Origin of the sequence: Novosphingobium capsulatum NBRC 12533 (genome assembly GCF_001598375.1) — a bacterium.
Taxonomy (GTDB): Bacteria; Pseudomonadota; Alphaproteobacteria; order Sphingomonadales; family Sphingomonadaceae; genus Novosphingobium; species Novosphingobium capsulatum.
The window spans coordinates 25617-39952 of sequence record NZ_BCYV01000022.1; the positions used below are offsets into that span (position 1 = coordinate 25617).

At 68.1% G+C, this 14336-nt stretch carries 13 protein-coding genes; 3 read left to right on the top strand and 10 right to left on the bottom strand.

The features are described from left to right. Nucleotides 1-22: 22 nt before the first annotated feature. Genes nth through SCA01S_RS18160 form a run of 3 tightly spaced genes read right to left on the bottom strand, consistent with a single transcriptional unit; the run spans nt 23 to nt 2449 of the window. Nucleotides 23-745 carry an endonuclease III gene (gene nth / locus SCA01S_RS18150; protein WP_062788030.1) on the bottom strand — a complete coding sequence of 241 codons (723 nt, stop codon included), beginning with the start codon at nt 743-745 and terminating at the stop codon, nt 23-25. A gap of 5 nt (nt 746-750) precedes the next feature. After that, nucleotides 751-1485, bottom strand: a complete 735-nt coding sequence (dapB, locus tag SCA01S_RS18155; RefSeq protein WP_062788062.1) for a 4-hydroxy-tetrahydrodipicolinate reductase — start codon at nt 1483-1485, stop codon at nt 751-753. A 34-nt stretch (nt 1486-1519) separates the two neighbouring features. Beyond that, nucleotides 1520-2449, bottom strand: coding sequence for a LysR family transcriptional regulator (locus SCA01S_RS18160; protein WP_062788032.1), 930 nt, complete (start codon nt 2447-2449; stop codon nt 1520-1522). Nucleotides 2450-2559: 110 nt separating this feature from the next. On the opposite strand from SCA01S_RS18160, the gene SCA01S_RS18165 reads away from it, so the two are divergent. Beyond that, on the top strand, nt 2560-3609 hold the full coding sequence (locus SCA01S_RS18165) for an NAD(P)-dependent alcohol dehydrogenase (protein ID WP_062788033.1): 1050 nt from the start codon (nt 2560-2562) through the stop codon (nt 3607-3609). Between the two features lie 72 nt (nt 3610-3681). Beyond that, nucleotides 3682-4413: an NAD-dependent deacylase gene (locus tag SCA01S_RS18170; RefSeq protein ID WP_062788035.1), complete on the top strand. Its 732-nt coding sequence runs from the start codon at nt 3682-3684 to the stop codon at nt 4411-4413. Between the two features lie 185 nt (nt 4414-4598). Here SCA01S_RS18170 and SCA01S_RS18175 read toward each other — a convergent pair whose 3' ends face one another. After that, nucleotides 4599-5387, bottom strand: a complete 789-nt coding sequence (locus tag SCA01S_RS18175) for a HesA/MoeB/ThiF family protein (protein WP_174544811.1) — start codon at nt 5385-5387, stop codon at nt 4599-4601. Nucleotides 5388-5469: 82 nt separating this feature from the next. Here SCA01S_RS18175 and SCA01S_RS22365 point away from each other — a divergent pair, with 82 nt between their 5' ends. Beyond that, nucleotides 5470-5631 carry a hypothetical protein gene (locus SCA01S_RS22365; protein ID WP_157089035.1) on the top strand — a complete coding sequence of 54 codons (162 nt, stop codon included), beginning with the start codon at nt 5470-5472 and terminating at the stop codon, nt 5629-5631. A gap of 264 nt (nt 5632-5895) precedes the next feature. Here the strand turns inward: SCA01S_RS22365 and dnaA are convergent, their stop codons facing one another. The 6 genes from dnaA to SCA01S_RS18205 form a co-directional block, all read right to left on the bottom strand. Then, nucleotides 5896-7338 (bottom strand): chromosomal replication initiator protein DnaA, encoded by a 1443-nt coding sequence (gene dnaA / locus SCA01S_RS18180; RefSeq protein ID WP_062788037.1) that lies wholly within the window; start codon nt 7336-7338, stop codon nt 5896-5898. A gap of 721 nt (nt 7339-8059) precedes the next feature. Then, nucleotides 8060-8320 carry a 30S ribosomal protein S20 gene (gene rpsT, locus SCA01S_RS18185; RefSeq protein ID WP_022675888.1) on the bottom strand — a complete coding sequence of 87 codons (261 nt, stop codon included), beginning with the start codon at nt 8318-8320 and terminating at the stop codon, nt 8060-8062. Between the two features lie 260 nt (nt 8321-8580). Then, nucleotides 8581-9720 carry a cytochrome P450 gene (locus SCA01S_RS18190; RefSeq protein ID WP_084391114.1) on the bottom strand — a complete coding sequence of 380 codons (1140 nt, stop codon included), beginning with the start codon at nt 9718-9720 and terminating at the stop codon, nt 8581-8583. Between the two features lie 167 nt (nt 9721-9887). Continuing rightward, the gene (hemH, locus tag SCA01S_RS18195) at nt 9888-10940 is read right to left on the bottom strand and encodes a ferrochelatase (RefSeq protein WP_062788039.1); all 1053 of its coding nucleotides are present in this window, start codon (nt 10938-10940) and stop codon (nt 9888-9890) included. Then, a complete protein-coding gene (locus SCA01S_RS18200; protein ID WP_327195901.1) occupies nt 10940-13228 on the bottom strand; it encodes a molybdopterin cofactor-binding domain-containing protein in 2289 nt (762 codons plus the stop codon). Before SCA01S_RS18200 ends, hemH begins: the two co-directional genes overlap by 1 nt. Before the next feature lie 58 nt (nt 13229-13286). Next, complete coding sequence (locus tag SCA01S_RS18205) at nt 13287-14255, bottom strand: Mrp/NBP35 family ATP-binding protein (RefSeq protein WP_062788042.1); 969 nt, start codon at nt 14253-14255, stop codon at nt 13287-13289. Nucleotides 14256-14336 lie beyond the last annotated feature (81 nt).

Here is a 14336-nt window from a genome sequence, read left to right on the forward strand (position 1 = left end):
TCTCCTTGGCATGGCGCGTGGATCACGCCGTTTTTGTGGCAACCACCTTTTTCTTGGCGACCTTTTTCTTCGTAACCACTTTCTTCTTCGCAACCGGCGGCTTGGCCCCCTGTTCCAGCACCTTGGCCTTGAAGCCGCACAAGTCCACCACCGGGCAGCGCCAGCATTCGGGCGTGCGCGCCTTGCAGATATAGCGCCCATGCAGGATCAGCCAATGGTGCGCGCCCAGTCGAAACGGCCCCGGCACCTTCTTGTCCAACTGGGCTTCCACCGCTTCGGGGGTCTTGCCCTTGGCCAGGCCGGTGCGGTTGCCAACGCGGAAGATGTGCGTGTCCACCGCAAAGGTTTCCATGCCGAACGCGGTATTGAGCACGACATTGGCCGTCTTGCGCCCCACGCCGGGCAGCGCGGTCAAGGCATCGCGGTCTGCCGGCACCTCGCCGCCATAGTCGCGCACCAGGATTTCCGACAGCGCGATCACGTTCTTGGCCTTGGTGTTGAACAGCCCGATCGACTTGATGTGCGCCTTCAATCCCTCTTCGCCCAGGGCAACCATCTGCGCCGGCGTCTTCACCTCCTCGAACAGGCGGCGCGTCGCCTTGTTGACGCCCACGTCGGTGGCCTGCGCCGAAATCGTCACGGCCACCAGCAACTGGTAGGTGTTGCCATAGGCCAGCTCGGTTTCGGGCGCGGGGTTGGCCTCGGCCAGGCGGCGAAAGAATTCGAAGATCTGGTCCTTCTTCAAGGCGGTCAGTCTCCCAGCCCCAGCACTTGCGGCATGGTATAGCGGCCCGGCTCCTGGGCCAGCAACCATTCGCCGGCGCGGATCGCACCCTTGGCAAAGATGCCGCGGTTCTCGGCCAGGTGCGACAGGCTCAAGCGCTCGTTATCGGCCAGAAAATGCACGGTGTGATCGCCCGCCACGCTGCCGCCGCGCAGCGCGGCAAAGCCGATCGTGCCGGTCTCGCGCTTGCCGGTCATGCCATCGCGCCCGCGCACGGCCACGTCCTTGAGGCCCACCTGGCGGCCGCGCGCCGCCGCTTCGCCCAGCAGCAGCGCCGTGCCCGATGGCGCATCCACCTTCATGCGGTGGTGCGTCTCGACGATCTCGATGTCCCAATCCGTGCCCAGCCGCGCGGCGGCCTCCTGCACCAGGTGCGCGAGCAGCGTAACGCCGAGCGAGGTATTGCCGGTCTGCAGCACGGCAATCGAAACCGCCGCCGCATCGATCAGCCAATGGTGCCGTTCCTCCAGGCCCGTCGTGCCCACCACGATCGGCGTGCCCGTGGCGATCGCGGCATCGAGGTTGAATTCCAGCGCGGCCGGGGCGGAAAAGTCGACCAGCACATCGCTGGCCTGGGCCAGCGCCATGACATCGCCATCGCGGTCGATTCCGCCCGCCAGGTCGTGCCCAGCCGCTGTCACGGCGGCCTGCAACGCCTGCCCCATGCGCCCCGCGCTGCCGATGATGCCGATGCGTGCCATGTCCATTGCGTCCTTCTGCTCTGCCGCGCCCCCCTTACGGCGTTCGCCCACCCTCGGTCGAGACAGAATGCGCCGGCCGCCAGCGCAAGCCATCGATCACCACGCGCAGCGCGGGCGAAACATGCACGCGGCTGGGATAATAGAGATGATAGCCGGGATAGGGCTCGCACCAATCGTCGAGCACCTGGACCAGCCGCCCGGCGGCAATGTCGGCCGCCACGCCGCTTTCGGGCAGGAAGGCAAAGCCCAGGTCATCGCGCATCGCCTGCTCTGCCAGTGCCAGGGTGTTGACCGTCAGCGGCCCTTCCACCCGCATGCGCAGCGCCTCCCGCCCGCGCGAAAATTCCCAGGCATAGATGCCGCCGCGCGTGGGCAGGCGAAAGTTGATGCACGGATGCGCCGCCAGATCGCGCGGATGGCGCGGCAGATCGCGCCCGGCGCAGAATGCCGGCGTTGCCACCACCACCATGCGCAAATCCGGCCCGATCGGCACCGCCACCATGTCGCGCGCCAGGATATCGCCCGATCGCACACCGGCATCCAGCCCGGCCGCCACGATATCGACCAAGCCATTGTCGACCAGCACCTCCACCGCAATCTCGGGCCAGGCGTGAAGGATGCGGCGCAGGCCCGGCCACACCACAGTTTCGGCCGATCCCTCGTCCACCGTCAGCCGCACCAGGCCCGATGGCCGCGCCAGACTTTCGCCCAGGGCATCGACCGCCGCGTCGATCGCGGCGAAATGCGGCGCCACGCCTTGGGCCAGCCGCTCGCCCTCGGGCGTGGGCGCCACGGCGCGGGTCGTGCGGTTGAGCAGGCGCACCCCGATCTGCGCCTCCAGCCCGGCGATCGTGCGGCTCAGCGCCGATTGCGAGGTGCCGAGTTGCGCGGCAGCGCGGGTAAAGCTGCGCTCGCGCACCACGGCCAACAGCGCGCGCAGGTCATCATGGTCGGGGCGGATCATTGATGCATTCCTGATATCAGTCCATGCCCTAATTGCCCCATTATCAGCTTAATGGCGATAGCCTAGAGAGGCCGCCATCCCTCTCCCCCCTTCTTGAAAGGACCTGCTGCATGACCGTCATGGCCTATGCCGCGCCCGCGGCCGACCAGCCGCTCGGCCCCCTTGCCATCACCCGCCGTGAACCCGGCCCCAACGATGTCGCCATTGCCATCGCCTGGTGCGGGGTCTGCCACTCTGACCTGCACACCGCGCGCAACGAATGGAACAACGCGGTCTATCCGGTGGTGCCCGGGCACGAGATTGTCGGCCACGTCACGGCCGCTGGTGCCGATGTCACCAAGTTCAAGGTGGGTGACACCGTCGGCGTTGGCTGCATGGTCGATTCGTGCGGCCATTGCGGCGCGTGCCACGATGGGCTGGAACAGTTCTGCGAAGAAGGCATGACGCAGACCTACAATTCGCCCAGCAGCGATGCCCCCGGCCACACGCTGGGTGGCTATAGCCAGGCAATCGTGGTCGATCAGGGCTTTGTCCTGCATGTCCGCCATGCGCCCGACCAGCTCGCTGCGGTTGCGCCGCTGCTCTGCGCCGGGATCACCACCTGGTCGCCGCTGCGCCACTGGAACGTTGGGCCGGGCAAGAAGGTCGGCATCGTCGGCATCGGCGGCCTGGGCCACATGGGCGTCAAGCTTGCCCGCGCGCTCGGTGCGCACGTCGTGGCTTTCACCACCAGCCCGGCCAAGCGCGAGGAAGCCATGGCGCTCGGCGCGCACGAGGTCGTCGTCTCGCGCAACGACGATGAGATGGCCGCCCATGCCGGCAGCCTCGATTTCATCCTCGATACCGTGGCCGCCAGCCACAACCTCGATGCCTTCGTCACTCTGCTCAAGCGTGACGGCACGCTGTGCCTGGTCGGTGCGCCCGAACATCCGCATCCCAGCCCGACCGTGTTCAACCTGATCTTCGGCCGCCGCTCGATCGCCGGTTCGCTGATCGGCGGCATCGCCGAAACCCAGGAAATGCTCGATTTCTGCGCCGAGCATGGCATCGTCTCGGACATCGAAACCATTGCCGTGCAGGATATCAACCAGGCCTGGGACCGCATGGAAAAGGGTGACGTGCGCTATCGCTTCGTGATCGATTCGAGCACGTTCGCCTGATCCTTCCGCGCTGGCCATCCCTGGCCTTCATGCCGGATTGGCACACCCGTGCCGATCCGGCATGATCGGGGCATGAGCCTGCCCCAGCATATCGTGATCCTCACCGGCGCCGGCGTTTCGGCCGAAAGCGGAATCGACACTTTCCGCAGCGGCGCCAATGGCGGCCCCAGCCTGTGGGAGCAACACCGCGTGGAAGACGTCGCCACGCCCGAGGCCTTTGCCCGCGATCCCGATCTCGTGCTGCGCTTTTACGACATGCGCCGCGCCGCCATTCAGGAAAAGCTGCCCAACGCGGCGCACCGCGCGCTGGCCCGGCTTGAGCACGCCTGGCCTGCCAAGGTGCCGGGCGGCAGCGTCACGCTGGTGACGCAAAACGTCGATGACCTGCACCGCCGCGCCGGATCGGACAATCTCATCCCCATGCACGGCCAGCATCTTTCGGCCTGGTGCACCGCGTGCGACAGCCGCCATGCTTGGACCGGCCCGCTGATCGACCGGCCACCCTGCCCCAGCTGCGGCACCGCAGCGCTACGGCCGGATATCGTCTGGTTCGGTGAAGTGCCCTATCGCATGGACGATATCCACGATGCCATGGCCCGGGCAGACCTGTTCGTGTCGATCGGCACCTCGGGGGCGGTCTATCCGGCCGCCGGCTTCGTGCGGCTGGCGCGGGAAATCGGCGCCGAAACGCTCGAGCTCAATCTCGACCGCAGCCAGGGTTCGGCCTGGTTCCACGATACCCGCCTGGGCCCGGCCACGCAGATCGTGCCCGATTGGGTGGATGAACTGCTCAAGACACCGTGATTTTCAAAGGAGCGCGAAAGAGCCCGGACAAGGTCTCCAGGGAGCCTCGGTCCGGGCCAAGTCCCAGGATCGTGGCTCGCACCACGCGCCTGTCGGGTCGCACTTGTTGTCTACGCGCGCGTGGCGCTACCGCCATCCCCTGAACGCGGTATGGTTACGCTTTTTTTCACACCCCGCGTCGGCGTTCAGGCGGCGGGTCGGTCGGTGCCACAGGTGGTGCAGGCTGGATCGTGCGCAATCCGCATCGTGCGCAGGCCGGGCTTCAATCCATCGATCACGTGCAACTGGCCCCACTGCGGATCGCCCAGGCTGGCCACGCCTTCCAACAACACGCGCAGCGCCGCCATGGCGCCGAATGTGCCGACCATGCCGACCATCGCCCCCAGCACGCCTTGCGCCGCGCACGTGTCGCAATCGTCGGCATCGAATGCGTCGCCCACAAAGCAGCGATAGCAGGCCTCGCCCGGCCGATGCCCGGCAAAGTTGGCCACCTGGCCCTGGAACCGGCCAAGCGCCGCACTGGTCAGCGGCACGCCGGCTGCCACGCAGGCATCAGATACCGCCAGGCGCGTGGCAAAGTTGTCCGATCCGTCCAGCACCACATCAGCCCCGGCGATCAGCGCGGCGGCGTTGTCATGCCCGATGCGGGTACGATGGGCCTGCACCACCAGGTCGGGATCAAAGCGCGCCACCCACTGCGCCGCAGCCTCGGCCTTGGCATGGCCCACATCGGCCAGGGCAAAGATCGTCTGGCGCTGAAGATTGGATGGCTCGATCACATCATCGTCGATCAGGGTCAGCCGCCCCACGCCCGCGCCCGCCAGGTATTGCAAGGCCGGCGCGCCGATGCCGCCCACGCCCACCAAGACCACATGCGCGCCCATGATCCGCGCCTGGCCCGCGCCGCCCACCTCGGGCAGCAAGATATGGCGGGCAAAGCGGTTCAAGCGGTCTGGCGTAATGGCAGGCGTCATGGCCGTGGAGGTAGGCGCCCGCGCGCAAAAAGGCGAGAGGCGCCGTTTGCAAAGCCGCTGCCGCGCGGCCACACTGCCGGCCATGAGAGACCGGATCTGGATCGTGCTGATCCTCGCCCTGCTGCTGGGCGTGGTAATCGGCTGGTGGGGCAAGGGCCGCTGGGCCGAACACGCATGCCAGGCCAGCGGCGGCACTTGGTACGACACCGCCAGCGCCTGTGGAAAAGTCAGCGCAAAAACCTGATCACAAACTGTGCATCACCGGCCGATAACCCGGTGCAAAACCCTGTGCATGACGGGCGGATAACCCCGGCAAAAGCCGGGTATGACCCTGCGGAAAAGCGGCGCACAACCATGGGGACAGGGCTGGGGACAGGCCTGGGACAGGATTGCGCACAACCCTGTGGCAAACCTGTGCGCAAGCGGGGCACAATCCTGTGCACGCGCGGTGGAGCGGTGGTGGAAACCCGGCCCCGTCACACGGGGCCGGGCATCACAACAGTGTGGGTCAGTCTTCCAGCTGGCGCAGCAGGGTGCGCACGTCGCCGTCCATGTCGGCATCGCGGCTGCGCAGATCCTCGATCAGGCGCACGGCGTGAATCACCGTCGAGTGATCGCGACCGCCAAACTTGCGGCCGATTTCGGGATAGGACCGCGGGGTGAGCACCTTGGCCAGGTACATCGCCACCTGGCGCGGGCGCACCACGGCGCGGGCGCGGCGCTTTGACGCCATTTCCGAGCGATCGACGCGATAGAACTGGCACACCGTGCGCTGGATCTCGTCGATGGTGATGCGGCGGCGGTTGGCCGACAGGATATCGGTCAACTGCTCCTCGGCCAGTTGCAGGCTGACCTGCTGTCCGGTCAGCTGGGCAAAGGCGATCAGCTTGTTGAGGCCACCGACCAGTTCGCGCACGTTGCGGTTGATCGTGCGGGCCAGGAATTCGACCACGTCTTGCGGCACCTGGGCGCTGGTGAAGCGCGACAGGCGGTGCTCCAGGATCTGGCGCCGCAGTTCGATGTCAGCAGCCTGTATATCGGCGACGAGCCCCATCGAGAGGCGTGAGAGCAGGCGCTGTTCGACCCCGTCGAGCGCCTGGGGCGCGCGATCGGCCGCCACTACCAGGCGCTTGCCGGCGCTCAGCAGGGCATCGATGGTGTGGAGGAATTCCTCCTGGGTGCTGGCCTTGCCGATGATGAACTGGATATCGTCCACCAGCAGCATGTCGAAGCTGCGCAGGCGGCTCTTGAACTCGATCATCTCGTTCTGGCGCATGGCCTGGACGAATTCGATCATGAACCGCTCGGCCGAGCAGTAGAACACCCGTGCGCCCGGCCGCGCGGCCATGAAGCCGTTGGCAATGGCGTGGAGCAGATGCGTCTTGCCCTGCCCGGTGGAGCCCTTGAGATAGAGCGGCGAGAACTGCGGCTTTTCGGCCGCAGCCATGCGCTGCGCGGCATTGAGCGCCAGCACATTGGCACTGCCGGTCACGAAATCGCCAAACGTCAGCGACGGATCGATGCCCGAGGCCGACACATCGAAGCCAGCCACGGTCTGCGGCGCTGGGGCGGCCACCGGACGGCTGGCCGGGGCCAGCGTCGGCGCGCTTTCGTTGGCCGCCGGCACGCGCAGTTCGGGCGCAGCACGGCCGCCCACGCGCAGCTCGGGCATGGCCCGGCGGCGCGGGTGCACGGTGATGCGCACCTGGCGCACTTCGGCCCGCGCGATCTTCCAGGCAAGCGACAGGCGATCGGCAAAGCGATCCGCCACCCAGTTGGCCGAAAATTCGGTGGGCAGGAACAGGTCCAGCGTGCCGGTTTCCTTGCAGAAGCTGCCCAGCTGGATCGGCTTGATCCATTGCGTGTGCAGTTGCGGACCCAGATCCTTCTTCAGCCCCTGGCTGATGTCGGCCCAATCGGCCGCCAGGTCGAGAGCTTCCTGGTCCTCCATTCCCCCGTCACGTCCTTTCCGAAGCGTCGCGGCCTGACCGGCCCCGCGCCCATTGGTTGTTGCAAGGGCAGCGGTTCCAGCCTGGGAACCTGCCAACCCTCGGGAATTGCCACCTTGGGAACCGAGCGCGGCCGTGCCACCTGCACCGCCGCTCGCACCGCCGAAATGATCCATCTTCACGCTTCGCCGTCCCACCTAAATTTCCAGGCCTGCGGCCAGATACCCCCGAATTGCGGACGCCCGACAAAGGCGAGCGTGTCCGCCCAACGCGGCTTTTCGGACAAAGACCGACCAACCACGCCCGCAGACACAGCTTACCCGTCCGCCGATGCCGCAATGGGCACGGCGGATGCCGTTTTGAGCGATGTTCCGTGACACTACACACCGGTCGTTCTGCATCACAGCAAAGCGGCCAGCGCGCGGCGTGGTCTCTGTCTATGAGCCACTGCGGGGGCTGTGCAAGCCCATGGAGCGCAAAATTTCTGAAATAATTAGCCTTGACTCAACAACTACGCGACAAATCGCCAAGTCATTGAATTTATAGCTATTAGCAAATCAGAGAGCGCGCGAATCGCCACGAATCCGACACTTGCCGAAATGGCCGTGTCATCGAACCGTCGCATAAGCCGCAGACGAAAATGGCCGGCGTTCATCACGCCGGCCAAAGCCGTATTTGTACGCAGCGTATTCCTTCAGGAAAAAGGAATACCCCAGCGCCGAATCAGAGCGCAGCGACTCGCTTGCTCAGACGCGACAGCTTGCGGGCTGCAGTGTTCTTGTGGACCACGCCACGGGCAACGCCACGGGCCAGTTCCGGCTGGGCAGCCTGCAGGGCTTCTGCCGCCACGGCCTTGTCGCCGCCAGCGATCGCGGATTCCACCTTCTTCACGAAGGTGCGGATGCGCGAAAGACGGTTGCCGTTGATTTCGGCGCGGCGTTCGTTGCGACGGATGCGCTTGCGGGCTTGCGGCGTATTGGCCATGTCTGTCCTGTTTCGTCCTCTGGCGGGCCACCCCGATGGGGCAGACCGGGAAATGTCCTGGTAGCTTGCTCGACGTAGTCGTTCGACAAGGCGGGCAAGCCCGCCGGAAAGCGGCGCCCTTACCGGGCTGTGGACGAATCGTCAAGGCGCGCGTTGCGCCTTTGCCATGCGTCCGGCCGCCCCGTGGCAGTCAAACGCCCGGCCCCGGCCATGCGTACTTGCGATTCGCCCGCCCGCCATAGCGGGCAAGCCCCTCCACCTCAATCCGCATGGCGCAGCAAGACCTTGCCGCCCTCGCCCGCCGGGGCCAGGACAAAGCGATCGAGCAGATGGGCAATGCCCAGCCGCGCCGCCGCCAAGACCGCCGGCCCGGCGCCGCCAGGCAGCGTTTCTTGCGCGATCCAGGCACCGGGGGCACGCGCCGCCGCGCGGGGTGCGGCAAAGCGCAGCGGATCGAATCGCTGCGGCTCGGGCCACAGCGCCGGATCGGCGTGGGTCAGCGCCGGGCTGATCGCCACCAGCGTGCCGGCCTCCAGCCGGTGCTCGCCCACCATGACATCTGCTGCCACCCGGCGCTCCACCAGCAGTGGTCCGGGCATCAGGCGCAGCGCCTCGTTCGTGGCCATGTCCACCAGTTCCAGCGTTTCGGGCGCTGCGCCGGTGCCCGCTGCGGGGCGATAGGCGCTGCGCACTTCGGCGCGCAGGGTATCCTGCCAGTCCGGCGTGTCGGCCAGATGACGCACCAGGGTGCCCAGCACGCGCAGCGCCGTGGCATGGCTGGCCTGCACGGCATCGAGCAGCCCGGGCGCGGTGCAGCCGGCCTGGTGCAGGCCCTGGGCCAGTGCCTTGCGCGCGCCCATGGGCGAGGACGGCAGGCCGCGCGGCATGGCCCGGCGCAGCAGGCTACGCCCATCGTCGAGCGTGCCCAGCGCATTGGCCAGCCGCTCGGCCGGGCCGGAACCATAGGCCAGGCCCGTGACAGCCGGCACCAGCGCGCGCGCGAGGGTCATCGCCATGGCCGACTGAAACCGCACCGTGCCAGCACGCCAGCGGCCCAGCTCCGCCCCCAGCGCGCGCTCCAGCACTGCCAAGTCAACTGGCAGGTCAACCGGGAGATCGGCTTCACGCACCAGCGGCACGAACCGCGCGCCATCATCGGCAAGCACCAGGTGGTTATGCGCCGCCTCAAGCAGGATCACCCGCTCGCCCCGGCGAAACACCGGCCCCAGGTTGGCACGCTCGCGCAGCAGCAGGGCCGCGTCATCTTGCCAGGCCGTCACGCGGCTTACCGGAATGTCAGGCTCAAGCGGTGGCGCGGTCAGTGTCGGATCAGCGCCGGCCACGGGTAGCGGCACGGCAGGGGAATCATGGGCTTGTGCAGGAATCGCCGATGTCAGCATGCTCTCTCCATCGGGCCGAACCTGTTGCCGGTTCTGGCCCGTTCACCCGCGCTGCCCCCGAAACCCCCGTTTCGGCGTTGCAGCACGGCTGGATGGGAACATGCCATGTCTGGCGGGCGTGTCAAATCGCCCGCAGCGGCGGGCTGGCGCGCACTGCCAGCTTACGCCTACACGGCAATCCAGCCAGCCAGTTCGCGCCGCACCAGGGCTTCGAGCAGGTCCATGCCGTGTTGCGAGGTATTGAGGCAGGTGAGCGCCGCAAAATCGGTGCCGCCGGCGGCCAGGAAATCCTCTTTCCCGCGCAGTGCAAGTTCTTCGAGCGTTTCCAGGCAATCGGCGGAAAAGCCCGGCGCCGCGATCGCCACCTTGCGGGTGCCGCCCTCGGCCAGTTCCACCAGCGTGGTATCGGTGGCCGGCTCCAGCCACTTGGCCCGGCCAAAGCGCGACTGGAAGCTGGTCATCACCGCCATGCCAGGATGGCTCTGGGCAAAGGCGGCGGCGAGCAGACGCGAAGTCTTGCGGCAGTGGCAGTGATAGGGATCGCCCAGATGCAGCGTGCGCTCGGGCATGCCGTGATAGCTCAGCAGCAGCACATCGGGCACGAACGCCAGCGTGGCGATCTGGCGCGCCATGTCGGCATGCAGCGCGGCAATCGCCACTTCATCATCGTGATAGGGCGGCAGCGTGCGCAGCGCCGGCAGGCGGCGGCGCTGCTTGATCCAGTCGGCCAGGGCATCAAGCGCGCTGGCCGTGGTGGCGCCGGAATAGTGCGGATAGAGCGGCGCCACCAGGATGCGTTCGCACCCGGCAGCCAGCAGCGCATCGAGCTGCGTGGCCATGGCCGGGCTTTGATAGCGCATGGCATGGCGCACGATCACGCCGTCGCCCAGCCGCGCCTGCAGCGCGCGCGCCTGGCCAGCGGTGATCGCGGCCAGTGGCGATCCTTCCGGGCCCCAGACCTGGGCATAGGCGTGAGCCGATTTCTTGGGCCGCGTGCGCAGGATGATCCCGCGCAGGATCGGCTGCCACAGCAGCGCGGGGATTTCCACCACGCGCTTGTCCGACAGGAATTCCTTGAGATAGCGCCGCACCGAGGCCGTATCGGGTGCGTCCGGCGTCCCCAGGTTCACCAGCAGCACCCCGGTACGCCCGGTGGCCACCGGCGGATGATCGGCCGGAAGATGGGCGGGGCAGGCATGGATTGGGGCAGCAGGGGTCATCAAACGCCTTCAGACAGGAGGGGGAGGCGGCGCAACCGCAGCCCGGTTGCGGAAAACAGCGCATTGGCGATGGCCGGCGCCACCGCCACCACCCCCAGTTCGCCGGGGTCGAACGGCTGGGCGCTGCTCTCGACAAAGACAATCTCGACCTTGGGGCAATCGGCCAGCAGCGGCAAGCCCAACTGGCTAAAATGCCCGGCCAGCGGCCGCCCGGCCGCATAGCCGGTGCTGCCCCCCACCGCCAGGCCCAGGCCAAAGAACAGCCCACCCTCGATCTGCTGGCGCGCCAGGTCGGTATTGATCACCCGGCCGATATCAACGCACGCGCTCAAGGCTTCCACCCGGATCGCGCCATCCACCTGCCGCGCGGTGGCGACCACGGCGATATAGCCGTGGCGCGGCCCTTCCGGCGCGGCCAGCGTAAGGGCATGGCAGGCAATGCCCTGGCCCGAGGCATCGGCCCCGCCACCCCACATCGCCAGATGCGCCACGCCCTGCAGGCAGGCGGCCAGGCGCGGCTGCCCGCCCAGCATCGCCATGCGAAAGGCCAGCGGCTCGCTACCGCCAAAATGGGCGCATTCGTCGATGAAGCTTTCGGTCAGAAACGCGGTGACCGCCGCCCCGCCGCCGCGCATCCGCGCCGTGGCCAGCGGCAGCGCCACGGGCACATGATGGACCGCGCATTCGGGAATGGCATAGGGCGGCATGGCCCCTTCCAGCGCCAGCGGATCGGCGCTGTCTTGCCAGCGCCGCGCGCTTTGCGCGCCTTCGCCGTCGAGCACGCGCGCAGCCGTCTCGCGCATGGAGGCAGGCGTGGCAATGCGGCTGCGCCAGCCCAGCAGCTGTTGCTTGTCGGGGCTCATCCCGGCTTCCAGCAGCGCGGCAACCGGCGCGCGCGGCAGCCCGGCGAGCGATTCCTGCCAGCGCGACCAGGTCAGTTGCACCGGCTTGCCCGTGGCCCGCGCCAGGGCCGCCGCCTCACCAGCGATTCGGGCATCGAGCCGCGCATCGAAACTGCCACCCGCCGCCATGGGATAGACCACCACGCCCGCTTCAGACAGCCCAGCTGCCCGCGCCCCTTCGCGCCGTGCTGGCTCGGGCGCCTGGGTCGCCAGCCACAGCTCCAGCCGGCCATGCTCCAGCCGCGCGGTGCAGGTGGCCGGCTCCAGCGGCGCATGGAGCGCCACCTCGATGTCATAGCGGGCAGACAGGCTGGGCTTTTCCAGCAGCGCGGTGGGATCGCCCTGCCCCCACAGGCGCACTGGCTTGCCCTTGGCCAGCCCCTGATCGAGCACGGCATCGATGGCATTGCTATCAGCGACCGGGCCGCGCGGCCGAAAGCGCGGCTCCATCGCCGCCACGGCGCGATCGGCAGCGTGCCAGGTGACCCCGATCGCCGCCAGCCAGCCCTTGGCATGAACCACCCCCAGGCATCCCGGCACGCGCGCGGCAGCCTGGGCATCCCACGAAGACAGCACGCAACCGCCCTGCGGCCCATGCGCGATGGCGGCGTGGACCATGCCGGGCAGGCGCACGTCGGCGGCAAAGACAAAGCTGCCATCCACCTTGGCCGGCAAGTCGAGCCGGGGAAACGCCGGGCGGCTGCCAGCGGGAAACCGCGCCGGCGCCTCTTGCGCCGGGCTAGCGCGCAACGGCACATCGTGGGGTGGATCGCGATCGAGCGCGGCATCGATCAGCCGGGCAAAAGGCAGGCGCCGGCCCTGCTGGTCGGCACGCCGCTCGATCACGGCATGGCCGCGCGTATCGAGGCTATCGGCGGCCACGCCCCATTGTGCCGCCGCCGCCGCGATCAGCTGCGCACGCAGCGCGGCCGCCGCCTCGCGCAGCGGCTGTTCGAACATCGCCAGGCCGGTGCCGGCCACAGTCAGCATCATCGGCCCGCGCTCGGCCTTGAGGCGAGTCAGGCCATTGGCGGGATCGGCCATCATATCGGGCAGGATCGGCAGCCAGGTTGGTAGCCATAGCGGCGCCCAGTGCGCGGCCAGCACCGCATCAGCATAGGCGGGGCTGAGCGGCGCCGGCTCCACCGCCACTTGCGCCCAATCGGCGCCCAGTTCCACCGCCACGATCTGCGCCAGCAGCGTGGTCACGCCCTGGCCCATCTCGCAGGCTGGCACGGCCACGGTCAGCGTACCATCGCGCGCCAGCTTGAGGAACGCATTGGCCACCCGCTCGCCCCTGCCGGCCACCAGCGGCGCGGCATAGTGGCGCGGCACCAGGGCAAAGGCGGCAATCAAGGCGCCCCCTGCCCCGGCACCGATCAACACGCCGCGTCGCGTCGGTTTCAGCCTGCGAAGGGCTGGCGGCAGGGCCATCGCCGGGCGATCAGGCCGTCTGGTCCAGCGCCGCCAGCACGGCGCGCGCCAGCCCCATGAACGCCTGCGCCTGCGGCCCTTCGCCAGCGGCCGGCGGCTCGCCCGCATCGCTCTTCTGGCGGATCGCGATATCGAGCGGCACCCGGCCCAGGAACGGCAGGCCCAGTTCGCGCGCGGTCGCTTCCGCGCCGCCGTGGCCAAACGGATCGCTCACTTGGCCGCAATGCGGACAGAGGTATCCAGCCATGTTCTCGACCAGGCCCAGCACCGGCACTTTGCCCTGGTCGAACAGGCCGATCGCGCGGGTCGCGTCGATCAAGGCCAGGTCTTGCGGGGTGGACACGATCACCGCCCCGGCCGGCTTGTATTTCTGCAGCATAGTCAACTGGATGTCGCCGGTGCCCGGCGGCAGGTCGACCACCAGGATTTCGGTATCGCCCCAATCGGCCTCGATCAGCTGGCCCAGCGCGCTGCCAGCCATCGGCCCGCGCCAGGCGATCGCCTGCCCTGGCTGCACCAGATGCCCCATCGACAGCATCGGCACGCCCCACGGGCTGGGGATCGGGATCATCGTCTTGTCGCGCGCCTCGGGCTTGCGCCCCTCGGTGCCGAGCAAGCGCGGCTGCGAGGGGCCATAAATATCAGCGTCGACCAGGCCGACCTTGCGGCCCAGCCGGGCGAGCGCCACGGCCAGGTTGGCCGACAGCGTGGACTTGCCTACGCCACCCTTGCCCGAACCCACCGCCAGGATGCGCCGGCTGCGCTTTTCGGCGGTCAGCGCCACGCGCAGCTCGTCCAGCCCGGCCGCCACGCCAGCGGCCTTGGCCGCCTGCTCCAGCGCGGCCCGCGCGGCGCTGTCCAGCCCGCCGGCATCGATCACCGCCGTTGCGCTCGTGCCGGTCACCCGCACCACCTGAAGCCTTTCGCCACCCACGGCATCGGCAATGGCCTGGCGCACGGCCGCTTCATCGATCGTCACTGCTTGATTCCTGTTCCTTGGCGCATCTGTCCCGGCAAACTGCGGGCGTGCTATTGCCCCCTAGCAGACGAATTTTGGGAA